Genomic DNA, 24,514 nt, shown 5'->3' with positions numbered 1-24,514 from the left:
TGGAGGCTCTGTGACCGATCGCCTGCGCCTGACGATTCTGGGATGCGGCAGTTCGCCAGGAACGCCGCGCATCACCGGAGATTGGGGCGCCTGCGATCCGAACGAGCCTCGAAATCGGCGCGGCCGCTGCGCCGCCATGGTCGAGCGGATCGGTCCGGAAGGCCGCACGGTCGTGGTGATCGACTGCGGGCCGGATTTCCGCGAGCAGATGCTGCGCGAGAAGGTCCGGCACCTCGACGCGGTTCTGGTCACGCATCCGCATGCCGATCATTTCCACGGGCTCGACGACATCCGCGGCTTCTTTCTAGAAAGCGGCCGGCAGATCGATCTCTACGCGGACGATCCGACCTTCGAGCGTCTCCGGGAGGCGTTCGGCTATTGCTTTCAGACACCCGCCGGCAGTTCCTATCCGCCCATCGTCCAGCGGCACCCCCTGACGCCGCTCCAGCCCATCCGGATCGAGGGCAAGGGGGGCGCGATCGACGTCACACCCTTCGAGCAGGAACACGGTTCGATCCTGTCGCTCGGGTTTCGGATCGGGCCGATCTCCTATTGCAGCGATGTGAGCGACTTTCCGTCGGCCGCGCAGGAGGCGATCGAGGGATCGACGCTTCTCGTCATCGACGCTCTGCAATATCGCCGCCATCCGAGCCATCTCTCGCTGGATCAGGCGCTGGCCTGGATCGAACGCCTGCGCGTGCCGACCGCGATCCTGACGCATATGCACACGCCGCTGGACTATCAGACGCTCCGCCAATCGCTGCCCGCGCATATTGCGCCGGCCTATGACGGGATGCGGATCGAGTTCGACCTCGACTGATCGTCCGACGTCGGCGTCCATCAACGCCATTCCCCCAATCAGCGTCAGTGCGTTAGCGTGAGCATATCCAGCGTCTCTAAGCATGTTCCATAATCCATATTATGAGTATTAGTTCGAGCAGGCACGGCGTACGAGGTTGATGCCTCTCGCCTACCGTTCGCGGACATCATCCTTTCAAGGCGCGGTCGAACGCCGGCACGGCGTCATCCCTTGACCGCTCCGACAGAGGCCGTCAGGAACCAGACGCTTGCCCTGCTGGACGGAGTTTGGAATGCAGCCCTCGCGAGACACCCAGCGCCTGGTCGAGATCATGCGCGCGCTTCGGGACCCGGCCACCGGCTGCCCTTGGGACATCGAGCAGAGCTTCGACACGATCGTGCCCTATACGATCGAAGAGACGTTCGAGGTCGTGGACGCAATCGAGCGGCGCGATCCCGACGACCTGAAGGAAGAGCTGGGCGACCTCCTGTTGCAGGTGGTCTATTTCAGCCAGCTGGCCGCCGAGGCCGGGCTTTTCACCTTCGAGGACGTCGTCGAAGGTATCACGCGCAAGATGATCCGGCGCCATCCGCATGTGTTCGGCGACGCGTCGGCGCGCAGCGCGCGCTCGGCCAAGGGACATTGGGAGCGCATCAAGGCCGACGAAAAGCGCGAGCGGGCCGAAGCGCGCCAGAAGCGGCTCGATACGCCCGTCGACGCTGGATCGGCGGCCGTCGAATGGGCGGTGCGCGCCGAGACCTCCGGCAGTCTTTTGGATACCGTGCCGGGTGCCTTGCCGTCGCTGACCCAGGCGCGAAAGCTGCAGGAGAAAGCGGCGGTGGTCGGATTCGACTGGACCGAGCCCGAACCCATCATCGAGAAGCTGAAGGAAGAGACGGCCGAGTTCGAAGCTGCGGCCACTGCAGAGGAACGGCGCGACGAATTGGGTGATCTCCTGTTCACCCTCGTCAATCTTGGTCGCCGCTTCGAGATTGATCCCGACACCGCCCTGCGCGGAACGATCGGCAAGTTCCGTGAGCGCTTCCGGCTGATGGAGGGCGAAGCGGAAAAGGACGGCCGCGAACTGGCCGGACGGTCACTGGACGAGCTTGAAGCGCTCTGGGTGCGCGCCAAGCTGTCCGGCCGATCTCAGCCAGAATAGACGAGAAACGAGATCCGGCCGCCGTCGATGCGGCGGCCGTTTCTGTCAGCACAAAACGATCTATTCGATCCGGAGGTTCGGATAGCGCGAGCCCAGGCGCTGAAGATCGGACCGCGCTTGCCGGGTCACGTCCAGAACCAGATGGACGCCGCCGTCCTCGAGGTCCTCGCGAGCCCGGACGATCGAGTTCTCGTAGACCCAGGGCAGCACGTTCATGCTGTCGGACGGAACGTCGAGTTCCAGGACTTCCGCCTTGCCGGCAATCCTGCGTTCGATCTCGGCGAGAAGCCCATCCACGCCTTCGCCTGTCAGGGCGGAGGCCAGATGGATCGAAGGCCCCTTCCCGTTCGACGCGGCCGTCTGTGCGAGATGCGCGCGCGCCGATTCGTCCAGACGATCGATCTTGTTCCAGACCTCGATCACATGGTCGGGGTCGTCCACGTCGACGTCGAGATCCTTCAGGATCTTGTTCACGTCGGCCGACTGGGCGAGGCTGTCGGGGTCGGACATGTCCCGCACATGCAGGATGATGTCGGCCTCGATCACCTCTTCCAGCGTCGCGCGGAACGCCGCCACGAGATGCGTCGGCAGGTCGGAGATGAAGCCGACCGTGTCGGACATGATCACTTCCGTTCCGTGCGGCAGCGTGATCCGGCGGAGCGTCGGGTCGAGCGTCGCAAACAGCAGGTCCTTGGCGAGGACGTCGGCGCCCGTGACCTTGTTGAACAGTGTCGACTTGCCGGCATTCGTGTAGCCGACGAGCGCGATCACCGGATGCGGAGTCTTCTTGCGCTTGGCGCGATGGAGCGTGCGGGTCTTGCGGACCTGCTCCAGCTCCTTTTCCAGACGCTTGATCTTGTCCTGAAGCTGACGACGATCCGCCTCGATCTGCGTTTCGCCCGGACCGCCGAGGAAGCCGGCGCCGCCGCGCTGGCGCTCCAGGTGCGTCCAGCTTCGAACGAGACGGCCGCGCTGGTAGTTCAAGTGCGCGAGCTCGACCTGAAGCCGCCCTTCCTTCGTGCGCGCGCGGCGTCCGAAGATTTCGAGGATCAGGCCGGTGCGGTCGAGAACCTTGGCGTTCAGCTCCTTTTCGAGGTTGCGCTGCTGAACGGGCGTCAGAGGATGGTCGATGATGACGAGACCGATCTCTTCCGCCGCGACGAGGCCCTTCAATTCCTCGACCTTGCCGGAGCCGATCAGGGTCGCCGGCTGCGGCTTGGAAACCGGAATGATGCCCTTGGCGACGACATGAAGGTCGATCGCCGCGCCCAGACCTTCGGCCTCGATCAGCCGATCCTCGTCGGCGCGGCGGATGAGGTCGCTTCCCTCGTCCGGGCGCGTGCGCTCGCGCAGCACTGGGACGAAGACCCCTGCCCTGGTCGCGACCTGTTTGTGTTCGATCGGCCCTTTCGAGCCGGACGCCTTGTCGTGTTCAGTCAATCAGACCTTCCCGCCTTCTTCGCCGTCGTTCATGTTGACCGGTTGCGACGGCATGATGGTGGATATGGCGTGCTTATAGACAAGTTGCGAGTGGCCATCGCGCCGAAGAAGCACGCAAAAATTGTCGAACGAGGTGACGACGCCCGTCAGCTTGACGCCGTTCACGAGAAAAATCGTCAGGGAAATCTTCTGCTTGCGGACCGTGTTGAGAAACAGGTCCTGCAGATTGGGAAGGCGGTCGGCCATGGGCGGTTCGTCACTCTTCTTGGCTTGCCCGAAGCGTTGATGCGCCGGGACGTGCTTGTTTTGGTTCGAAGGAGGCGTTCCGGTCTGCTCCCTCGGCCTATTTCGACCATTCCTTCGATTCGTTTCAAGCCGATGACGGGACCGGCCCAATCGAAATCGTCGCGATCGAGGATTAACCGGTCAAAAGAACTCCAGGCTGACCCGGAAGAACTGCTCGACCTGCCGCACGGCGCTCGAACGCACGAAGATGACGACATGATCCTTCGCCTGGATGCGGGTCTGCGCGTTCGGGCGAATGAAGATGCCGTTCCGGGAGATGGCGCCGATGCGCAGGCCGTCCGGCAGGTTCAATTCGTGCAAGGGACGGCCGACCAAGGGAGAGGTGTCCAACGCCTCCACCTCGATCACTTCCGCCACGCCGTTCTGAACCGAATGAACCGCGCGAATGCGCCCACGGCGCACGTGCTGGAGCACGCGAGAGATGGTGACGGATTTCGGATCGATCACCGAATCCACCCCGAAGCTGCGCGACAGCTCGTGATAGGTGCGCCCGTTCAGGAGAACGAGGTTCGATTTCGCGCCGAGGCGTTTTGCGAGCGCGCTCGACAGGATGTTGACCTGATCGTCGTTGGTCAGGGCAACCATCAGATCGGCGTCGCCGATATCGGCTTCCTTCAAGATCGACGGATCGAGCGCGCTGCCATTGATGACCGTCGTGCGCCGAAGCTCGTCGGCGAGCTTGTGCGCCTTCAGCCCGTCGGCCTCGATGACGCGGAGCCGCTTGGACGTCTTCTGCCGCTCCATGGAGCGCGCGACGGCGAGACCGACATTGCCGCCGCCGGCGATCACGATGCGCCCGGCCTCCGGCTCTTCGTGCCCGAAGAGAACCAGCGTCCGGCTGACATTCACCTGCTCCACGACGACATAGGCGAGGTCGTTCGCATAGAGCTGGTCGGCCGAATTGGGAATGAACAGGTCCTCGTCGCGGAAAATGCCGACGACCGTCGCGCCGAGGTCTGGGAACAGGGCGGAGAGCTGGCCGAGCGGCATGTTGAGGATCGGGCATTCCTCGCGGCACTCGATGGCGAGAAGCGCAATCGTGCCGCTGGAGAAGCGGACCGAATCCACCGCGCCGGGCAGCGCGATTCGGCGCATGACCATTTCCGCGACTTCGATCTCCGGCGAAATCACGACGTCGATCGGCAGTTGATCGGTCGAGAACAGCGTCTGCCAATGCGGCTGCAGATAGGATTGCGCGCGCACGCGAGCGATCTTCAGCGGCACGTTGAAGATCGAATGCGCGACCTGACAGGCCATCATGTTGACCTCGTCGTGCAAGGTCACGGCAATCAGCATGTCCGCCTCGGCGGCGCCCGCTTCGGCCAGCACCTCGGGATAGGCGCCGTGGCCGACGATGCCGCGCGCGTCGATGCGCTCGCGCAGCGCATTGACGAGCACGGGTGACGTGTCGATCACCGACACGTCGTTCTGTTCGGCCGCCAGGCGCTCGGCAATGCCGTAGCCGACCTGTCCGGCCCCGCAAATGACGATCCGCACGGTGCTCCTTTCGCTCGGCCGTCAGATGCCGAGAGACTTGAGCTTGCGATGCAAGGCGGAGCGCTCCATGCCGACGAACTCCGCCGTGCGCGAGATGTTGCCGCCGAAGCGGTTGATCTGCGCGACGAGATATTCCTTCTCGAACACCTCACGGGCATCGCGCAGCGGCAGCGCCAGAATGCGCCCGTCGGACTGGCTCGGCGTGCGCGGAAGCATGTCGCTGACCTCGCGCGGCAGCATGTCTGCCGAGATGTGCTCTGCGTCGTCCTGCCGCGACAGGATCATCAGGCGCTCGATATTGTTGCGCAGCTGACGGATGTTGCCGGGCCAGTCGCTCGACTGAAGCACGGCGAGCGCCTCGGGGCTGAGGGCTTTGGGCTTGATGCCGGTCTGCTCGCCGATCTGCTTCATGAAGGTTTCGATCAGGAGCGGAATGTCCGCCCGGCGGTCCGCCAGCGGCGGGACCATGATCGGCACCACGGCCAGACGATGGAACAGGTCCTCGCGGAACGAGCCTTCGGCGATGAGCGATTCGAGGTTCTGCGCGGTCGAGGAGATGATGCGGACGTCGACCTTCACCTTCTTCGTGCCGCCGACGCGCTCGAAGGTCTGGTCGGTCAGGACGCGCAGGATCTTGTTCTGCGTCTCGCGCGGCATGTCGCCGATCTCGTCGAGATAGAGAACGCCGCCATGGGCTTCCTCGAGCGCGCCGATCTTGCGCTCGACGCCCGGCGGCGTGTCCGTGCCGAACAGCTCGATCTCCATCCGCTCGGGCGTGATCGCCGCCGCGTTCAGGACGACGAACGGTCCCTTGGCGCGGGCGCTGGCGCCGTGGATGGCGCGCGCCACCATTTCCTTCCCCGAGCCCGAAGGACCGAGGATCATGATGCGGCTGTTGGTCGGCGCGACGCGCTCGATCGTCTGGCGCAGCTGGTTCATCGGCTGCGACTTGCCGATGAGCTCGGGCGAGTCCGACGAGCGGCGACGCAGCTCGATGATCTCGCGCTTCAGCTTCGAGGTTTCGAGCGCGCGCTCGGCGATCAGCACCAACCGGTCGGCCTTGAAGGGCTTCTCGATATAGTCGTAGGCGCCGCGCCGGATGGCCGAGACGGCGGTCTCGATATTGCCGTGGCCGGAGATCATGACCACCGGGATCTCCGGATGCTGGGCCTTGATCGCGTCCAGGAGGTCGAGCCCGTCCAGCCGGCTGCCCTGCAGCCAGATGTCCAGAAAGATCAGCCGGGGCGCGCGGTCGGCGATCGCCTGCAACGCCATGTCCGAATTGCTGGCCGTTCGCGTCTCGTGTCCCTCGTCTTCGAGGAGACCGGCCACGAGTTCCCGGATATCGGCCTCGTCATCGACGACCAGGATGTCCGATGCCATCAGTGTTCACCATTCGTCTGATTGGATAGATGACCAGCGTCGATGGACCGGTCGGTTTGATGCGGGTGGCTGGAGGCCGGAAGCCGGATGCGCACGAGCGCGCCGGCCTGTCCGTCCGGCCGATCGTCGAGTTCGATCGTGCCGCCGTGCTCCTCGATGATCTTGCGAACGATCGCCAGGCCGAGGCCCGTGCCCTTTTCGCGCGTCGTCATATAGGGCTCGAGCAGGCGATCGCGATTCTCCGTCGGGAAGCCTTTTCCGTTGTCTTCGATCTCGATGACATGCGTGTCGAGCCCCGGCTTGGCGCGAATCGCGATCCGGCCCTCGTGGTTCTCCAGCGTTTCCATCGCTTCCACGGCGTTCTTCACGAGATTGCCGAAGGCCTGCGACAGAAGTCGCACGTCGAAGGAGCCGAGAAGCGGCGCGTCGCCGAACTGCGTCTCGAACTGGATTCCGTGTTCACCCATCTCGCGCATGAAGACCGCCTCGCGAAGCGCTTCGCGCAGGTCCTTGTCCTCGAGCTTGGGTTTGGGCATGCGCGCGAAGGTGGAGAACTCGTCCACCATGCGGCCGATATCCGAGACCTGCCGGATGATCGTGTCGATGCAGCGATCGAAGACCTCGCGATCGCCCTCGATCGTCTTCCCGTAACGGCGGCGGATGCGCTCGGCCGACAGCTGGATCGGGGTCAGCGGGTTCTTGATCTCGTGTGCGATGCGGCGCGCGACATCGGCCCAGGCGGAGGAGCGCTGCGCATCCACGAGATCGGTGATGTCGTCGATCGTGATGACGCTGCGCTGGTGCCCTTCGCCGCTTTCCTCGGAGGTGACGCGAATGGTCAGCACCCTCTCGCGATCGCGCGCCCGCAGCTTGATCTGCTCCTGGTGCTCGCGATGGCGCGAGTGCTTGGCGGCCTCGTAGACCTCCCCGATCAGCGGGAAATGCGCGGCCAGCGGATCGCCGACGGCCTCGGCGGAGCTGGTTCCAAGAATGCGCTCGGCGGATGGGTTCAACATGCTGATCGAGCCGTCGACATCGACGCCCATGACGCCGGCGGTGACGCCCGAAAGCACCGCTTCGGTGAAGCGACGACGCTCGTCGATCACGTCCTTGGCGCTCACCAGCTCACGCCGCTGGCTGCGAAGCTGACGGATCATGTTGTTGAACGTGTTGGAGAGCGAGCCGACATCGCCGTCCGACGTGCGGACCGGAACCGAGACGTCGAGATTGCCTTCGCTGACCTCGTCCGCCGCCCCGATCAGGAGCCGGATCGGTCGCACGAGCCGATCCGCCACACCGATGCCGGTCCAGATCGCGGACAGGAGAACGATCAGCGTGATGCCGAGATAAAGAAGCGCAAAGGCGATCTGGAGATTGAAGCGGTTCTTCTCCAGGCCCGAATATTCCGCCGTGCGGTCTTCCATGAGGCGAAGCGCGGCGATGACGTCGGGGTCCACGACCCGGACCGTGTAGAGATAGACGTCGCCGAAGCCGCGGAGCTTCGTCACCGCGCCGACCAGATTGGTCACCCCCGGCGGAATGAAGACGAGATTGCCCTGTGCTGCCTGTTCCAGCGCGTCGGCGGGCGGCACCGGAAGCGGCCGCTCGACCGGGATGTCGGCGCGCAGGAACGGCGTGCCGTCGGCGCGCAGAAGCTGCGCCCCGAGAAGCGAACGCCCCCTCGCCTGTTCCGTCATCAGCGCGGCGAAACCCGATCGGTCGAGGTCGAAAAGCTGGCGCTGTGCCCCGAGATCATACGCCATGGACAGCGTCGAACCCTGCAGGTTGCGCGCGTTCTCGTTGACATAGGCCCGGGCGACGCTGGTGGAGGACTCGACGATCGTTCGCGTGCGAATCTCGAACCAGCGATCGAGCCCGAGATCGAGCGTGATGCCGGCGACGATGGCCACCAGAAGCGCCGGAATGGCAGCGACGATCGAAAACAGGATGACGATGCGCACATGAAGGCGCGAGGCGGCCTTGCCCGTTCGCCGGGCGCGCGTCATGCGCAGCACTTCGCGCCCGATCAGCCCGCAGAGCAGAAGAACGAAGACGCCGTTCACCAGCGACGCGATGCGCACGACCGTATCGGTGGGCGCGATCGAGGTCAGTCCCATCAGGACGACGAAGGAGATCGCGCCGGTGATCAGCGCCCCGGCGACCGCCAGAATGCCGGGAATCAGCATGAAGCGCCGTCGCTCGCCCAGCGCCGGCGCTTCTGCCTCATTCGGGATCGTGTAAGCCGCCATCATGCCACTACCCTATACGAAAGTGACACGATTGCAACACAATGTGGCGGAAATACAACGACTATTGTTCGAATCTTAACGGATGGACCGAACGATCGAAATGTCGAGATCGCGGATTTTCTTGCGAAGCGTGTTTCTGTTCACGCCAAGAAGATCGGCCGCTTTTACCTGATTGCCGCGCGTGGCGGCAAGCGCGGCCGCGATCAGGGGATATTCCACTTCCCGCAGGATGCGCCCATGAAGTCCCGGCGGTGGCAGGTCGTTGCCATAGGAGGAGAAGTAGTCGGCTAGGTACTTTTCCACGGCGGCCGAGAGATCGATCGGCTTGCCGGAGTCCCCGTCACCGCCCGGCGACTTGGCGTGATCGTTGGCGAGCTCGTGCTCGATCAACTCGGCCGTGATCTCGTCCTGCGGATAAAGTGCCGACAGACGCCGCACGAGGTTTTCGAGCTCGCGCACGTTGCCGGGCCAGGAATAGCGCCGCATCACGTCGAGCGCCCCCGGCGTCAGCGTCTTGCGCGACAGGCCCTCCTTCTGGACCATCGCGAAGAAATGCTGCGTCAGGTCGGCCAGATCCTCGATGCGCTCGCGCAGCGGCGGCAGGCGAAGCGGCACGACGTTCAGCCGGTAGAACAGGTCCTCGCGGAACAGTCCGCGCTGGATCAGCTGGCGCAGATCCTTGTTGGTCGCCGCGACGATGCGAACGTCCGTCGCGATCGCCGTGCGCCCGCCGACCACCGTGTATTCGCCCTGCTGAAGCACGCGCAGAAGGCGGGTCTGCGCTTCCATCGGCATGTCGCCGATCTCGTCCAGAAACAGCGTGCCGCCCTCGGCCTGTTCGAACCGCCCGCTCGTGCGCGTTTGCGCGCCCGTGAAAGCGCCCTTCTCATGGCCGAAGAGCTCGGATTCGATGAGATCACGCGGGATCGCCGCCATGTTGATGGCGACGAACGGGCCTTTGCGACGGCGGCCGTAATCGTGCAGCGCGCGGGCAACCAGCTCCTTGCCCGTGCCCGACTCGCCCGTGATCGTCACGGTGAGGTCGGTCTGCATCATGCGCGCCAGCGCGCGGTAGATTTCCTGCATGGCCGGCGAGCGACCGACGAGCGGAATGGTCTCGCCATTCTCGTCGGCCTTGGCGAGCCGCATCGCGTTCTTCGGCTCGGCCAGGGCGCGCCGCACGATCGAGATGAGTTCGGTCAGATCGAAGGGTTTGGGAATGTAGTCGTAGGCGCCCTTCTCCGACGCCTTGATCGCCGTCATGAACGTGTTCTGCGCGCTCATGACGATGATCGGCAGGTCGGGCCGCGTGTTCTTCATCTTGGGCAGCGTGTCGAAGACGCTGCCGTCCGGCATCAGGACGTCGGTGATGACGAGATCGCCGTCACCGGCGCTGACCCAGCGCCAGAGCGTCGCGATGTTCGAGGTCACGCGCACTTCGAAGCCCGCGCGCATCAGGGCCTGCGAGAGAACCGTCCGGATCGCGGCGTCGTCGTCGGCAACGAGGATTTGGGAAGATGCCATTATCGCGTCCGCTTTCCCGTATTCCGAGAGGTCGAGGTGTCAAAGCTGCCCGGGTCGGCCCAGGCGGGCATGAGGATTCGAAAGCTCGTGCGGCCCGGTTGGGATTCGCACTCGATGACTCCGCCGTGGTCGCCGACGATCTTGGCGACGAGCGCGAGCCCGAGGCCCGTGCCGCTCGGCTTGGTCGTCACGAACGGGTCGAAAATGTGCTCGCGGATGTCCTGCGGCACGCCGACGCCGTTGTCCTCCACGATGAATTCGAGCGGCAGCGTCACGCGCGACTTGGTGCCGGGCACCGACAGGCGAACACCCGGCCGGAACGCCGTCGAGAGATGGATCTCGGCGTTCTCCCGGCCCGCCAAGGCCTCGCTCGCGTTCTTCAGGAGATTGATGAAGACCTGGATGAGCTGATCCCGGTTCGCATAAACCGACGGAAGCGAGGGATCGTAGGTTTCCTGAATGCGGATGCCCCGCGCGAAGCCGCTCTTGGCCAGCGTCTTCACATGCTCCAGAACGGAGTGGATGTTGACCGCCGAGCGCTCGATCGGGCGCTGATCGGAGAAGACCTCCATCCGGTCCACCAGCTTGACGATCCGGTCGCTTTCTTCCTGGATCAGCCGGGTCAGAACGCGGTCATCGTCGTTCGCCGAGGCTTCCAGAAGCTGCGCGGCGCCCTTGATGCCCGACAGCGGGTTGCGGATTTCGTGCGCGAGCATCGCGGCAAGGCCCGTCACGGTCCGCGCCGCCGAGCGATGCGTCAGCTGCCGGTCCATCTTGTCGGCGATCGAGCGCAGCTGGACCATGACCACGACATGGCCGGGCGTTTCTCCCAGGCTCGACACATAGACATCCACCAGCCGCTCGCCGCCGAGCCGCGGCGACGACACGTCCACACGATACTCGCTGATCCGCGAATCGTGCCGGCGCACCTGCTCGATCAAGCCGAAGATCGGGCTGTCATGGGGAATGAAATGGCCGAGATTGCGTCGCGACAGGCTCGCCGCGCTGGCCGAGAAGAACTGTTCGGCATCGGAGTTCACCAACACGAATCCGTTCTCGGGACCCAGCACGAAGACCGGATGCGGAAGGGCGTTGAGGATGCCCATCTCGCTGCTCGAGATGGGGTGGTCGGCGCCGGAAGTCATGGGTCAGGCCGCTTTCCGCAAAGGCTGCAGTTCGGGATCGACATCACCGATCGTGATGCCGGAAAGAAGGGTTCGCAGGCCGGCTGCGACGCGCTCATGGCTGTTCTCGCGAAGGAGGTCCGCGCGCGCCTGCGGCGAAACCGACGCGCGTTCGAGATACCAGCCAAGATGCTTGCGCGCGTGACGAAGGCCGGGGCCGATGCCGTAATGCTTGAGCATCGCGTCGTAATGCGCCGACACGAGCGCTTCGAAGGAGCGTCGCGGAAGGTCGGCTGGCGCCGTCCCGGCCACGAGGGCGGGAAACCACGGCCGGCCACAGGCGCCGCGCCCGATCATCACCGCGTCCGCCCCGCTCTTTGCCAGAATGGCCGAATGCTGGTCGCGCGCGACGAGATCGCCATTGGCGACGACGGGCAGCGTCACGGCCTCCTTCACGGCGCGGATGGCCTGCCAGTCCGCCTCGCCCTCGTAGAACTGATCGCGGGTCCGTCCATGGACGGTGACCCAGACGATGCCGGCCCGCTCGGCTCGCCGAGCGAGCTCCGGGGCGTTCATCGTCGAGCGGTCCCATCCGAGCCGCATCTTCAAACTGACTGGGACGCCACCTGCCCCTTCGAGCGTCGCCTCGATCAGCCGTTCGGCATGGTCGAGGTCGCGCATCAGGGCGGAGCCGGACGCGCCGCCCACAACCTTCTTGGCGGGGCAGCCCATGTTGATGTCGATGAGATCGGCGCCGTCCTCGGCCACGACACGCGCGGCCTGTCGCATCGCCTCCGCTTCCCGGCCGGCGAGCTGCACGGCATGAACACCCGCCCCATCGGCTGCCGAGCGCAGGCGGCTTTCGCGATCACCCCTTACCAGTTCGCCGCTCGCCACCATTTCGGAGAACACGAGCCGCGTTCCGAAGGAGCGGACGAGGCTGCGGAACGGAACATCGGTGATGCCCGAAAGCGGAGCGAGCACGACGCGCAGGTCCGCAGACGCGCCTCCCGCCAAGTCCGCGAGCGGATGAGGCGGGATCGAATCGCCCGGAATATCGGCACGTGATGCGTTTGGCGCGTTTTCGACCATGATCGCTGTACCATATCCGGGCATGCACAAAAGACAAGCATATGGTGGGCGGATCGATCCGATAATGTTGCACTGCACGTATGCAGGATGGCTTAGGCCTTGCAACTCGACGGGGCTGCGATAATCCGACTGGGTGCGAGGGGGAAGCGAATGCACCAGAGTAAGACGGCCGTGGTGATCGTGGCCGCCGGGCGCGGTGAGCGCGCCGGTCAGTCGGTGGAGGGACCGAAGCAGTACCGTCGCATCGGAGGACGACCCGTTCTGCAATGGACGGTCGAGGCCTTTCTGCGGGACTTCGCCTTCTCATCCATCGTCGTTCTGGTCCACCCGGACGATATCGAGCGGGCACAGGCGGCTCTCTCGCCTTTCGGCGACCGCGTTCGTCTCGTGGTCGGCAGCGTCACCCGTCAGGCCTCCGTCCTGAAAGGGCTGGAAGCACTCCAGGCATCCAGGCCGGATTCGGTTCTGATTCATGACGGCGTGCGCCCCTTCGTCTCCCGTCAGGTGATCGCCTCGGTGATGGATGCGATCACGCCGGAGATCGGCGCCATTCCGAGCGTGCCCGTCAGCGACACGATCAAGCGCATGGCGGACGGCGGTTTCATTGCCGGGACCGTCGATCGCAAGTCGCTCTATGCCGCGCAGACCCCGCAAGGCTTTCCCTTCGATCTGATCTTGGAAGCCCATGAAGCGGCCGCACGGGAGACGAGCCTGTCCTTCACGGACGATGCTTCCCTCTTCGAATGGCGCAACCTGCCCGTCGCGCTCGTTCCCGGCGAGATCGGGAACGTCAAGCTTACCCTCGCCGACGATATCGTCGCCGCCGACACGAGACTGAGGAGTACATCCGGCATGATCGATGTGAGAACCGGAAACGGCTACGACGTTCACCAGCTCGTCGAGGGCGATCACGTCACGCTTTGCGGCGTGAAAATCGCGCATGATCAGGCCCTGCTCGGCCATTCCGATGCCGATGTCGGCCTTCATGCCCTCACCGACGCTCTCCTGGCCACCTGCGGCGCCGGCGATATCGGCACGCATTTCCCGCCGAGCGATCCGCAATGGAAGGGCATGGCCTCCAGCCTCTTCGTGCGCCGGGCGGTGGAGATCGTTCGGGAAAAGGGCGGGCGTATCTGCAATGTGGACGTGACGCTGATCGCCGAAGCGCCGAAGGTCGGTCCGCATCGCCCCGCCATGGTCGCGGCGATCGGCGAGATGACGGGCCTCGAGCCCGAGCGCATCTCCATCAAGGCGACGACCAACGAGATGCTCGGCTTCATCGGCCGGCGCGAGGGGATCGCGGCCATCGCGACGGCTAGCGTCGTCTATGGCGACCGCGACACGTCCCTATGATCGGCGCGGATGTTCTCGCCCTGGCGCACGGCATCGTCGGTCTCGCCACCGCGCGAAATCTGACGCTGGCGACCGCCGAGTCCTGCACCGGCGGTCTCGTCGCGGCCGCGCTCACGGCGATCGAGGGTTCGTCGGCTGCCTTCGATCGCGGCTTCGTCACCTATTCCAATCAGGCCAAGCAGGACCTCCTGGGCGTGTCCGCTCGCAGTCTGGACGAGCATGGCGCCGTGTCCGAAGTCGTGGCTCGGGAAATGGCCGAGGGCGCGCGCATGCGTGCTGGCGTCGATTTCGCGGTGTCGATTACGGGGATCGCGGGGCCGGGCGGCGGGTCCGAGACCAAGCCGGTTGGCCTCGTTCATTTCGCGTTGGCGGGGCCGAAGGGCGTCACCCATCGCGCCGAACGCTTCGGAGCCATCGGCCGGGACGCCGTTCGCGCCGCGTCCGTTCGAGTGGCGCTCGAACTGTTCGAGGCCGCGATCAAGGCGGAGCCCGGCCTCTAGCCAGGCTGCGTCGCGGCCAGCGAAGAAGAGTAGATCCGATCGGCCCGTTCTTCGAACGCGGTCGAGAAGCGTCGGAAGGCGAAGTCGAACATCGACCCCATCAGGAGCCCGAGCGTGCGGCTCTTGAACTCGTAGTCGATGAAGAACACGACTTCGCAACCGTCCGGATGCGGCTTGAAGAGCCAGCGATTTTCCAGATAGCGGAACGGTCCGTCGATATATTTCACGTCGATCTCGAGATCCGAGGGCTTCAGGAGAACTTGCGACGTGAAGGTTTCGCGGATCAGCTTGTAGGCCACCGTCATATCGGCGATGAGCAAGGTCTTGTCGTCGCGCTCCTTGCGAGAGCGGACGACGAGCCTCTGGCAGAGCGGCAGGAATTCGGGGTAGCGTTCGACATCCGCGACGAGATCGAACATCTCGCGCGGCGTGTGCTTGACGATCCGGCTGCTTTCGAACTTGGGCATCGTCTTAGGCTGCGGCTTGCTTGGCCAAGCGCGCGGCCTTCAGGCGCTCGAAATCCTCGCCCGCATGGTGCGAGGAGCGCGTCAGAGGGCTCGATGCGACGAGGAGGAAGCCCTTCGTCTTGCCGACCGTCTCGAAGGAGGTGAACTCCTCCGGCGTCACATAGCGGATCACCGGATGGTGTTTGCGCGTCGGCTGGAGATACTGGCCGATCGTCATGAAATCCACGTCGGCCGAGCGCAGGTCGTCCATCAGCTGCAGAATCTCGTTCCGCTCCTCGCCAAGGCCCACCATGATGCCGGACTTGGTGAAGATCGTCGGATCGAGCTCCTTCACGCGCTGCAGAAGGCGGATCGAATGGAAATAGCGCGCGCCGGGACGAACCGTCAGGTAGTTGCGCGGCACGGTTTCCAGATTGTGGTTGAAGACGTCGGGCTTGGCCTCGACGACACGCTCCAGAGCGCCCGGCTTGCGCAGGAAGTCCGGCGTCAGGATTTCGATCGTCGTGCCCGGCGCGGCGGCGCGGATGGCGCGGATGGTCTGCACGAAATGCTCGGCCCCGCCGTCCGGCAGGTCGTCGCGGTCCACCGACGTGATGACGACGTGCGACAGGCCCATCTTCGCGACGGCGCGCCCAACGCTCGCCGGCTCTTCGGGGTCCAGCGCATGCGGCAGGCCGGTCGCGACGTTGCAGAAGGAGCAGGCGCGGGTGCAGATCCCGCCCATGATCATGAAGGTCGCGTGCTTCTTGTCCCAGCAGCCGCCGATATTGGGGCAGCCGGCCTCCTCGCAGACCGTGACCAGCTTGTTCGACTTGACGATTTCGCGCGTCTCGAAATAGCCCGGTGTCACCGGCGCCTTGACGCGAATCCAGTCGGGCTTCGGCAGCACCTCCGTGTCAGGACGGTGAGCCTTTTCGGGATGGCGTGGCCGAGGCGATGCCTCAGCCACTTTGCGCGTGTCGAGAACGGTGACCATGAGCCCTATTTAGGATAGGCCACCTCGGGACGCAACGAGACCTTAGGCCCGGCCGCGGATCGCGCGCCAGAGGAAGATCAGGATGCAGGCGCCGATAATGGCGACGATGAACTGAACGAGGTAGGACGGAGTCGTGTAGACGCCGAGCAGGCCCAGAATGAAGTTGAGGAACAGGGCGCCGACGATGCCCAGGATGATGTTGGTCAGGAGGCCAACATTGGCCTTCATGATCTTTTCGGCGATCCATCCAGCCAAGCTGCCGAGGATGATCGACATGATGATTCCGACGCCGTTCATACAGAAACTCCTTATCACCTGCGGCCGTTTGGCTCGCCCTCAGGGTAGATGGGCGAAAATGTGGCCGGTCAAGGCAAGAAAGGGGCTGCGAACGGCGTCGGAACCGGGATTCTTCCGCCTTACATGTGAATGACGCGGCCGTAGGCGTCGAGAACGCTTTCGTGCATCATTTCGGACAGGGTCGGATGCGGGAAGACCGTGTGCATCAGGTCCTCTTCCGTGGTTTCCAGACCCATCGCGACCACAAAGCCCTGGATCAGTTCGGTGACTTCCGCACCGACCATGTGAGCGCCGAGGAGCTCGCCGGTCTTGGCGTCGAAGATCGTCTTCACGAGACCGTCGGGCTCGCCGAGCGCGATCGCCTTGCCGTTGGCGACGAAGCGGAAGCGGCCGACCTTGATCTCGCGTCCGCTCTCCTTGGCTTTCGCTTCCGTCAAGCCGACCGAGGCGACCTGCGGCTGGCAGTAGGTGCAGCCGGGGATCTGCTCGCGCTTCATCGGGTGAACATGGAGGCCCTTGATCGCCTCGACGCAGATCGTGCCTTCGTGCTCGGCCTTGTGCGCCAGCATCGGCGCCCCGGCGACATCGCCGATCGCATAGATGCCCTCGACATTGGTGCGGCCGACCGCGTCGATCTTGACGATGCCGCGCTCGATCGCGACGCCGACGCCTTCGAGATTGAGACCTTCGGTGTTGCCCTGCACGCCGACCGCCGAAATCAGACGCTCGGCCTTCAGCACTTCGGTCTTGCCGCCCTGCTCCACCGTCACCTCGACGCCCGCGCCGGTCTTGGCGACCTTGGCGACCTTGGCGTCCGACAAGATCTTCATGCCCTGCTTTTCGAACTGCTTGCGCGCGACGGCGGCGACTTCCGCATCCTCCACGGGCAGGATCTGCGGCAGGAGTTCGACCACCGTCACCTCGGCGCCCATCGTGCGGTAGAAGGACGCGAACTCGATGCCGATCGCGCCCGAGCCCATGACGATCAGCGACTTCGGCATGGAGGCCGGCTTCATCGCCTCGAAATAGGTCCAGATGCGGTCCCCATCCGGCTCGATGCCGGGCAGCACGCGCGGACGCGCGCCCGTGGCGACGATCACGTGCTTGGCCTTGTAGGTGCCGTGGCCGAGCGCGTTCTTGGGAACCGGGTTCTGCGGCTGAACGGCGGGCTTGGTCGACGGACCGACCTCGACTTCCACCGGAGCGCCCTTCCCGGCCTTGGTGATCTTGGCCTGGCCCCAGATGATGTCGATCTTGTTCTTCTTCATCAGCATCGCGACGCCGCCGTTCAGCTGCGCCGACACACCGCGCGAGCGCTTCACCACGGCGCCGATGTCGAAGCTCGGCTTCTCGATCTTCAGCCCGTAGCTCTCGCCATGTTCGGCATAGTGGAAGATTTCGGCCGAGCGCAGCAACGCCTTGGTCGGGATGCAGCCCCAGTTGAGGCAGATGCCGCCCATGTGCTCCCGCTCCACCACGGCGGTCTTGAAGCCGAGCTGCGCGGCGCGGATCGCCGCGACATAGCCGCCCGGACCGCCGCCGATGATGAGAATGTCGTAGCTGTCGGCCATAAGAGCGGCTCCCTGATGGAGAAAGAATGGGCGCAGGCGCGCCGATGGGTCAAAGGAGAGTGGTCAATCCAGCGGCGATGGCTTGGCCAAGCGCCCGTGTATTCGCTGCGTCGAGATGCACCCCATCGAGCGGGGTCGCCTCGCAATGATCGCTCGCCGCCACATGGGCGCACTGCGCGCGCTGCGCGAGCCTTTCATAGGCCGGCTTCAGCCTGTGCGATTCCTCGATCGCTCCGCCGAACATGTCGCGAAAATCCGCGTCGTCGGTCGGCACGAGCGCCGGCGGCGACACGATGAGGATCGAAGGCATCGCAAAACCGAAGCTCGAACGAAATCCGCTGACGATCGAGATCAGCCGCTCCATGCCGGCTGCGGCCTGATAGGCCGCGCCGCCGCCGGTATGGCGCTTCAAATCGTTCGTCCCGAGCGCCAGAACCACGAGATCGATCGGCTCGTGCGAGGCAAGAAGGCTCGGCAGAAGCCGCACGCCGTTCCGATCGGCCTGCGCCAGATGATCGTCATAGGCCGTGGTGCGACCATTCAGACCCTCGGCGATGATGCGAACGCCTGCGCCGAGCTGCGCACCGACGACCGAGGGCCAGCGGTCGTCATGGGCATGACGACCCGGCCCTTCGGCATTGTAACCCCAGGTCAGGGAGTCGCCGTAGCAGAGAATGGTCTTCATCGCCGGCTCCCTGTCCCTCGAGGTTCCGTGGCTCAGACCAGCATGCTCATCGGGTTTTCGATGAACTGCTTGAAGGCCGAGATCAGTTCGGCGCCGAGCGCACCATCGACCGCGCGGTGGTCGGTTGAGAGCGTGACTGTCATCACGTTGGCGATCGCCACGGCGCCGCTCTTCACGACGGCCCGCTCTTCGCCCGCGCCGACCGCCAGGATCGTCGCATGCGGCGGGTTGATCACGGCCGAGAAGTCCTTGATCCCGAACATGCCGAGATTGGAGACGGCCGTCGTTCCGCCCTGATATTCCTCGGGCTTCAGCTTGCGCGCGCGGGCGCGTTTGGCGAGGTCCTTCATCTCGTTGGAGATGGCCGAGAGCGTCTTCTCGTCGGCGCGGCGGATGATCGGGGTGATCAGGCCGCCTTCGATCGACACCGCGACGCCGACATCGGCGTGCTTGTGCTTCAGCATGGCGCTGTCGGTCCAGGACACGTTCGCATCCGGAACGGCCTTCAGCGCGCAGGCCATGGCCTTGATAACCATGTCGTTGACCGAAAGCTTGTAGGCCGGGCGCTCGCCCGCCTCGCCCTTGATCATGGGGGCGGCGGTGTTCAGCTGCTTGCGCAGGGCCAGCAGCGCGTCGAGTTCGCAATCCACCGAAAGGTAGAAATGCGGAACGGTCTGCTTGGATTCGACGAGACGCTTGGCGATCGTCTTGCGCATCCCGTCATGCGGGATCGACTCGTAGGAATCCTTGGGGAAGAGCTTGAGAATGGAGTCGTCGTTGGACGCCTTGGCGACCGGCGCGGCGGCCTGAGCGGGTGCGGCGGTGGCCTGCGACGCGGGCGCCGCGCTCTCGGCTTTCGCTGCTTTCGGCGCCTGCGCGGCGCGCTCGATATCGGCCTTCACGATGCGACCATGCGGCCCCGAGCCGGACACGCCTGACAGGTCGACGCCCTGTTCCTTGGCGATCCGACGCGCGAGCGGGGACGCGAACACGCGGCTCGAACCACTGCTGGCGCTTGCCTTCGAGGCACCGCCCTGGCCGCCCTCGCTGGCGGATGCGGTTTCGGCCGGACGCTCGTAGCCGCGCTGGTTGGCGTCCTTGGCCTCGGCCTGCGAGCCGACCACGGCGGCGTCGCTGGCGGCGGCCTGCGAGGCAGCGGGCTTGGCGCTGTCGCCACCTGCCGAAGCGGCCGAGGCGTCTTCGCCTTCAGCGGCGAGGATCGCGATCACGGCGTTGACCTTCACGCCTTCGGTGCCGGCGGGAACAAGGATCTTCGCGACCGTGCCCTCGTCCACGGCTTCGACTTCCATCGTCGCCTTGTCGGTCTCGATCTCGGCGATCACGTCGCCCGAGGAAACCTTGTCACCTTCCTTGACCAGCCACTTCGCGAGATTGCCTTCTTCCATGGTCGGCGAGAGCGCCGGCATCGTCACGTTGATCGGCATCGGCCCGGATCTCCTCAAGCGCCCTCGTGGCGGGGCATCGAATCCATAGAATTAGCAAAACCGGGCGGCGAAAGGCTTGGCTCCGCTCTGCCCGCACCGTTGCGCGGCGGGAGACGGCGCGCCGCGCCGCCTCCTTGAAGTTGCCGGGCGCGCTTCGTGCGGCGCGCCCCTGACCTTAACGGTAGCAGACCGCCTTGACCGCCTCGACCACGTCCTTGGCGGAGGGCAGCGCGAGCTTTTCGAGGTTCGCGGCATAGGGCATCGGAACGTCCTTGCCGCAGACCTTCAGCACCGGCGCATCGAGATAGTCGAAGGCGCGGACCATGAGCTCGGAGGCGATGTGACCGCCGACCGAACCCTGCGGCCAGCCTTCCTCCACCGTGACGCAGCGATTGGTCTTCTTCACGGACCGCACGACCGTCTCGATGTCGAGGGGACGAATGGTCCGCAGGTCGATGACCTCCGCGTCGATCCCTTCCTTGGCGAGCTGCTCGGCGGCGGCGATGGCATAGGTCATGCCGATGCCGAACGAGACGATCGTCACGTCCTTGCCCTTGCGGTGGATGCGCGCCTTGCCGATCGGAACGATCCAGTCGTCCGTGTCCGGCACCTCGAAGGAATGGCCGTAGAGAATCTCGTTCTCGAGGAAGACCACCGGGTTCGGGTCGCGGATCGCCGACTTCAGGAGGCCCTTGGCGTCGGCGGCCGTGAACGGCATGACGACCTTCAGGCCCGGGATCTGGCCGTACCAGGCCGCGTAGTCCTGGCTGTGCTGCGCGGCGACGCGCGCGGCGGCGCCGTTCGGCCCACGGAACACGATCGGGCATCCCATCTGGCCGCCGGCCATGTAGAGCGTCTTGGCGGCGGAGTTGATGATCTGGTCGATCGCCTGCATGGCGAAGTTGAAGGTCATGAACTCGACGATCGGCTTCAGGCCGGCGAAGGCCGCGCCGACGCCCATGCCGGCGAAGCCATGCTCGGTGATCGGCGTGTCCACGACGCGCCGCGCGCCGAATTCGTCCAGAAGGCCCTGGCTGATCTTGTAGGCGCCCTGATATTCGGCGACTTCCTCGCCCATCAGGAAGACGTTCTCGTCGCGACGCATTTCCTCGGCCATGGCCGAGCGAAGCGCCTCGCGCACCGTCATCGTGGCGAGCTTGGTACCGGCAGGGATTTCCTCGGCATAGTCGCCGTCGGCATCCTCGACGGCCGGGTGCGACAGGCTGCTGGCGGGAACCGGCGCCGGCTTCGACTTGTCGGCGTCGGACGAGTCCGGCTTCGATTCCTGCGGAACCGCGGCCGTTTCCGCCTTCGGTCCGCTGGCGGCCGGCTTGCCGAGGTCGTCGGCGCTCTCGCCCTCGGTAAGGAGGATCGCGATCGGAGCGTTGACCTTCACGCCTTCGGTGCCGGCTTCGATCAGGATCTTCCCGATCGTGCCTTCGTCCACGGCCTCGACTTCCATCGTGGCCTTGTCGGTTTCGATCTCGGCGATGACGTCACCGGGGGCGACGCTGTCGCCCTCCTTCTTGACCCACTTCGAGAGAGTGCCCTCTTCCATCGTCGGAGAAAGGGCGGGCATCAGGATTTCGATCGGCATGGTGCCCTCTTACTCCGCAGCCTGCGGGACTTCGTCGGCGTAGATGTCGGTCCACAGTTCCGACACGTCCGGCTCGGGATCGTTCTGCGCGAAATCGGCGGCGTCGGCGACGATGTCGCGCACCTCCTTGTCGATCGCCTTCAGATCCTCCTCGGAGGCATTGTGCGCTTCCATGAGACGGAGGCGAACCTGCTCGATCGGATCGCGCTCGGCGCGCATCTTCTGCACTTCGTCGCGGGTGCGGTACTTGGCGGGGTCCGACATGGAGTGGCCGCGATAGCGGTAGGTCATCATCTCCAGGATCATCGGCCCCTTGCCTTCGCGGCAATGCGCGACCGCGAGGTCGCCCGCCGCCTTCACGGCGCGGACGTCCATGCCGTCAACCTGGATGCCGGGAATCTTGAAGGAGATGCCGCGATGAGCGAAATTCGTCTCGGCCGAGGCGCGGTTGATCGCCGTGCCCATGGCGTAGCGATTGTTCTCGATGATGTAGATGACCGGGAGCTTCCACAGCGAGGCCATGTTGAAGCTCTCGTAGACCTGGCCCTGGTTGGCCGCGCCGTCGCCGAAATAGGTGATCGAGACCGAGTCGTTTCCGCGATAGCGGTTGGCGAAGGCGAGGCCCGTTCCAAGGGAAACCTGGGCGCCGACGATGCCGTGGCCGCCGTAGAAGTTCTTCTCCTTGGAGAACATGTGCATCGAGCCGCCCTTGCCCTTCGAGTAGCCGTTGCGGCGACCCGTGAGCTCGGCCATGACGCCGCGCGATTCCATGCCCGTGGCCAGCATGTGGCCATGGTCGCGATAGCCGGTGATGACCTGATCACCTTCCTTCATCGACATCTGCATGCCGACGACGACCGCTTCCTGGCCGATATAGAGATGGCAGAAGCCGCCGATCAGGCCCATGCCATAAAGCTGGCCGGCCTTTTCCTCGAAGCGACGGATCAGGAGCATGTCGCGATAGGCGCGCATGTCCTCGTCGCGGGAAAACTCCAGGGGAGCGGGTGGCTCGAAGCTTTCGAGCGTCTTGACGATCTCGGCAGAGGACTGCGCGTCCTGTTCGGCCACGTCGACTACGCCGGCCTTCTGCTTACCCGTTGCCATCAGTGATTCCTCGTCCTCGACGCCCGCGAAAGCGGACCGATCGGCGCGCAGTATAGCGACAGCGACCTGCAGGGCAAGGGATCGAGCGGGCTTAACTTGACTTCAGTTAATTGCTGCAATGCGGCAATATATAACCGAAATCCAGTTATCCTTTCCAGTTTCCTAGAATGGTGATCTCGGTCTCGTTGGACATGTTGAGAGCCCGACGAGCCCGCTCGTCGATCATATCACGCTCCAGCGTCCCATCACTGAGCAACTTGACGCGTTGTTCGAGCGCTTTACGCGTGAGAACGAGGTCGTTGTAGCTCTTCGTCTTTGCGGCGAGTTCGATCTTCATCTCTTCGCTCGCCTCGAGCCCATAGCGTCCGGTCTGCGACTGCGCCGCGAAATAGGCGAGGCAGGGAAGCGTGATCGCGGGAACGATCAAAGGCGTGAACCAGGATTTCCGTCGTTGTTTGGTGCGCATGTGACTCTCCGTCCCGCCACTCTCGCAAGACCCCGTTAAAACGCCGTTAAGCCTGACGAATCCTTGCCACAGCTTTCGCGAACGCAAAAAAAGGGCCGCCTTTCGGCGACCCCTTCGATCAGTTTTCAGCGTCGCGTCGGATCAGCGCCGACCGCGCAGGATGCTCGTGCCGGCATAGACGGCCTGGTCGCCCAGCTCTTCCTCGATGCGAAGAAGTTGGTTGTACTTGGCGAGCCGGTCCGAACGCGCGAGCGAGCCGGTCTTGATCTGACCGCAGTTCGTCGCGACCGCGAGATCGGCGATGGTGGAGTCTTCGGTCTCGCCGGAGCGATGCGACATGACGGCGGTGTAGCCGGCGCGATGCGCGACATTCACGGCGTCCAGCGTCTCGCTGAGCGTGCCGATCTGGTTGACCTTGACGAGGATGGAGTTCGCGACCTGCTTCTCGATGCCCTCGCGCAGGCGCGCCGAGTTGGTGACGAAGAGATCGTCGCCGACGAGCTGCACCTTGCCGCCGATCCGGTCGGTCAGCGACTTCCAGCCGGCCCAGTCGTCCTCGGCCATGCCGTCCTCGATCGAGATGATCGGATAGGCGCCGGCGAGCTCGGCGAGATAGGCCGCCATCTCGTCGCCGGACAGCTTGCGCTTCTCGCCTTCGAGATCGTAGACGCCGCCCTTGAAGAACTCGGTCGAGGCGCAGTCGAGCGCGAGGAAGATGTCCTCGCCCGGACGGTAGCCCGCCTTCTCGATCGAGCGCATCACGAAGTCGAGCCCGTCCTTCGCGGACGCGAGATTGGGGGCGAAGCCGCCCTCGTCGCCGACATTGGTGTTGTGCCCGGCGTCCTTCAGACCCTTCTTGAGGGTGTGGAAGATCTCCGCGCCCATGCGCAGCGCCTCGCGGAAGCTTTCCGCGCCGACCGGCATGATCATGAATTCCTGGAAGTCGATCGGATTGTCGGCATGCGCGCCGCCATTGATGATGTTCATCATCGGCACCGGCAGAACGCTGGCGCTCGCGCCGCCGACATAGCGGTAGAGCGGCAGACCGGCTGACTCAGCGGCGGCCTTGGCGACCGCGAGCGACACGCCGAGAATGGCGTTGGCGCCGAGACGGCTCTTGTTGGCCGTGCCGTCGAGCGAGCGCATCACCGAATCGATGCGGATCTGGTTCTCGGCCTCGAAGCCGACCAGCGCCTCGAGAATGTCGTTGTTGACGGCCTGCACCGCCTGCTGCACGCCCTTGCCGCCGTAGCGGTCGTCACCGTCGCGCAGTTCCACCGCCTCGTGCGCGCCCGTGGAGGCGCCGGAGGGAACGGCGGCGCGGCCCATCGAGCCGTCTTCGAGCACGACGTCGACCTCGACGGTCGGATTTCCGCGGCTGTCCAGAATTTCTCGCGCGATGATGTCGATGATCGCCGTCATGCTCGTTCCCTCGTTCGGCTTGGAGCTTGGATGCGCACCGACTCCGCCGAAACGG

The 24,514-nt window shown here is 64.7% G+C and carries 22 protein-coding genes; 4 read left to right on the top strand and 18 right to left on the bottom strand.

All coding sequences use genetic code 11. From position 1 onward, the window contains the following. Nucleotides 1-10: 10 nt before the first annotated feature. Both B146_RS0104520 and mazG read left to right on the top strand, forming a co-directional pair. On the top strand, nucleotides 11-820 hold the full coding sequence (locus B146_RS0104520; RefSeq protein ID WP_019995229.1) for an MBL fold metallo-hydrolase: 810 nt from the start codon (nucleotides 11-13) through the stop codon (nucleotides 818-820). Between the two features lie 271 nt (nucleotides 821-1,091). After that, nucleotides 1,092-1,961, top strand: a complete 870-nt coding sequence (gene mazG / locus B146_RS0104515; RefSeq protein ID WP_019995228.1) for a nucleoside triphosphate pyrophosphohydrolase — start codon at nucleotides 1,092-1,094, stop codon at nucleotides 1,959-1,961. Nucleotides 1,962-2,021: 60 nt separating this feature from the next. Here the strand turns inward: mazG and hflX are convergent, their stop codons facing one another. From hflX to B146_RS0104475, 8 genes are all read right to left on the bottom strand, one after another. Continuing rightward, nucleotides 2,022-3,362: a GTPase HflX gene (gene hflX / locus B146_RS0104510; protein WP_040408285.1), complete on the bottom strand. Its 1,341-nt coding sequence runs from the start codon at nucleotides 3,360-3,362 to the stop codon at nucleotides 2,022-2,024. Nucleotides 3,363-3,401: 39 nt separating this feature from the next. Further along, nucleotides 3,402-3,647, bottom strand: a complete 246-nt coding sequence (hfq, locus tag B146_RS0104505) for an RNA chaperone Hfq (protein WP_019995226.1) — start codon at nucleotides 3,645-3,647, stop codon at nucleotides 3,402-3,404. A gap of 180 nt (nucleotides 3,648-3,827) precedes the next feature. Then, nucleotides 3,828-5,204 carry a Trk system potassium transporter TrkA gene (gene trkA, locus B146_RS0104500; protein ID WP_019995225.1) on the bottom strand — a complete coding sequence of 459 codons (1,377 nt, stop codon included), beginning with the start codon at nucleotides 5,202-5,204 and terminating at the stop codon, nucleotides 3,828-3,830. Between the two features lie 21 nt (nucleotides 5,205-5,225). Further along, nucleotides 5,226-6,587, bottom strand: coding sequence for a nitrogen assimilation response regulator NtrX (gene ntrX / locus B146_RS0104495; protein ID WP_019995224.1), 1,362 nt, complete (start codon nucleotides 6,585-6,587; stop codon nucleotides 5,226-5,228). Further along, nucleotides 6,587-8,839: a HAMP domain-containing histidine kinase gene (locus tag B146_RS0104490; protein WP_019995223.1), complete on the bottom strand. Its 2,253-nt coding sequence runs from the start codon at nucleotides 8,837-8,839 to the stop codon at nucleotides 6,587-6,589. The genes ntrX and B146_RS0104490 overlap by 1 nt, the downstream gene beginning before the upstream one ends. A gap of 72 nt (nucleotides 8,840-8,911) precedes the next feature. Next, complete coding sequence (gene ntrC / locus B146_RS0104485; RefSeq protein WP_019995222.1) at nucleotides 8,912-10,360, bottom strand: nitrogen regulation protein NR(I); 1,449 nt, start codon at nucleotides 10,358-10,360, stop codon at nucleotides 8,912-8,914. Then, the gene (locus B146_RS0104480) at nucleotides 10,360-11,505 is read right to left on the bottom strand and encodes a two-component system sensor histidine kinase NtrB (RefSeq protein WP_019995221.1); all 1,146 of its coding nucleotides are present in this window, start codon (nucleotides 11,503-11,505) and stop codon (nucleotides 10,360-10,362) included. Before B146_RS0104480 ends, ntrC begins: the two co-directional genes overlap by 1 nt. Nucleotides 11,506-11,508: 3 nt before the next feature. Beyond that, nucleotides 11,509-12,576 (bottom strand): tRNA dihydrouridine synthase, encoded by a 1,068-nt coding sequence (locus tag B146_RS0104475; RefSeq protein ID WP_019995220.1) that lies wholly within the window; start codon nucleotides 12,574-12,576, stop codon nucleotides 11,509-11,511. Between the two features lie 150 nt (nucleotides 12,577-12,726). On the opposite strand from B146_RS0104475, the gene B146_RS0104470 reads away from it, so the two are divergent. Further along, a complete protein-coding gene (locus tag B146_RS0104470) occupies nucleotides 12,727-13,929 on the top strand; it encodes a bifunctional 2-C-methyl-D-erythritol 4-phosphate cytidylyltransferase/2-C-methyl-D-erythritol 2,4-cyclodiphosphate synthase (RefSeq protein WP_019995219.1) in 1,203 nt (400 codons plus the stop codon). Further along, nucleotides 13,926-14,429: a CinA family protein gene (locus B146_RS0104465; RefSeq protein WP_019995218.1), complete on the top strand. Its 504-nt coding sequence runs from the start codon at nucleotides 13,926-13,928 to the stop codon at nucleotides 14,427-14,429. Before B146_RS0104470 ends, B146_RS0104465 begins: the two co-directional genes overlap by 4 nt. On the opposite strand, the gene B146_RS0104460 is transcribed toward B146_RS0104465, so the two are convergent. From B146_RS0104460 to eno, 10 genes are all read right to left on the bottom strand, one after another. Further along, nucleotides 14,426-14,896 (bottom strand): type II toxin-antitoxin system RatA family toxin, encoded by a 471-nt coding sequence (locus B146_RS0104460; protein WP_019995217.1) that lies wholly within the window; start codon nucleotides 14,894-14,896, stop codon nucleotides 14,426-14,428. The two genes, B146_RS0104465 and B146_RS0104460, sit on opposite strands and share 4 nt — an antisense overlap. 4 nt (nucleotides 14,897-14,900) lie before the next feature. After that, the gene (lipA, locus tag B146_RS0104455; RefSeq protein WP_026358322.1) at nucleotides 14,901-15,872 is read right to left on the bottom strand and encodes a lipoyl synthase; all 972 of its coding nucleotides are present in this window, start codon (nucleotides 15,870-15,872) and stop codon (nucleotides 14,901-14,903) included. Between the two features lie 42 nt (nucleotides 15,873-15,914). Further along, on the bottom strand, nucleotides 15,915-16,169 hold the full coding sequence (locus B146_RS0104450) for a GlsB/YeaQ/YmgE family stress response membrane protein (protein WP_019995215.1): 255 nt from the start codon (nucleotides 16,167-16,169) through the stop codon (nucleotides 15,915-15,917). Nucleotides 16,170-16,288: 119 nt separating this feature from the next. Further along, the gene (gene lpdA, locus B146_RS0104445; RefSeq protein WP_019995214.1) at nucleotides 16,289-17,740 is read right to left on the bottom strand and encodes a dihydrolipoyl dehydrogenase; all 1,452 of its coding nucleotides are present in this window, start codon (nucleotides 17,738-17,740) and stop codon (nucleotides 16,289-16,291) included. Nucleotides 17,741-17,789: 49 nt separating this feature from the next. Next, nucleotides 17,790-18,425 (bottom strand): SGNH/GDSL hydrolase family protein, encoded by a 636-nt coding sequence (locus B146_RS0104440; RefSeq protein ID WP_019995213.1) that lies wholly within the window; start codon nucleotides 18,423-18,425, stop codon nucleotides 17,790-17,792. A 32-nt stretch (nucleotides 18,426-18,457) separates the two neighbouring features. Then, nucleotides 18,458-19,870, bottom strand: a complete 1,413-nt coding sequence (locus B146_RS0104435; protein WP_019995212.1) for a pyruvate dehydrogenase complex dihydrolipoamide acetyltransferase — start codon at nucleotides 19,868-19,870, stop codon at nucleotides 18,458-18,460. Between the two features lie 175 nt (nucleotides 19,871-20,045). Continuing rightward, on the bottom strand, nucleotides 20,046-21,467 hold the full coding sequence (locus B146_RS0104430; protein ID WP_019995211.1) for a pyruvate dehydrogenase complex E1 component subunit beta: 1,422 nt from the start codon (nucleotides 21,465-21,467) through the stop codon (nucleotides 20,046-20,048). 9 nt (nucleotides 21,468-21,476) lie between these two features. Next, the gene (gene pdhA, locus B146_RS0104425) at nucleotides 21,477-22,571 is read right to left on the bottom strand and encodes a pyruvate dehydrogenase (acetyl-transferring) E1 component subunit alpha (protein ID WP_019995210.1); all 1,095 of its coding nucleotides are present in this window, start codon (nucleotides 22,569-22,571) and stop codon (nucleotides 21,477-21,479) included. Between the two features lie 145 nt (nucleotides 22,572-22,716). Next, nucleotides 22,717-23,037, bottom strand: a complete 321-nt coding sequence (locus B146_RS0104420; RefSeq protein ID WP_026358321.1) for an FtsB family cell division protein — start codon at nucleotides 23,035-23,037, stop codon at nucleotides 22,717-22,719. Nucleotides 23,038-23,178: 141 nt separating this feature from the next. Further along, nucleotides 23,179-24,459 (bottom strand): phosphopyruvate hydratase, encoded by a 1,281-nt coding sequence (eno, locus tag B146_RS0104415; RefSeq protein ID WP_019995208.1) that lies wholly within the window; start codon nucleotides 24,457-24,459, stop codon nucleotides 23,179-23,181. Between the last annotated feature and the right edge of the window lie 55 nt (nucleotides 24,460-24,514).

Source organism: Aureimonas ureilytica DSM 18598 = NBRC 106430, from assembly GCF_000382705.1.
GTDB classification, from domain to species: Bacteria; Pseudomonadota; Alphaproteobacteria; order Rhizobiales; family Rhizobiaceae; genus Aureimonas; species Aureimonas ureilytica.
This window is presented reverse-complemented; position numbering and strand designations above follow the sequence as displayed.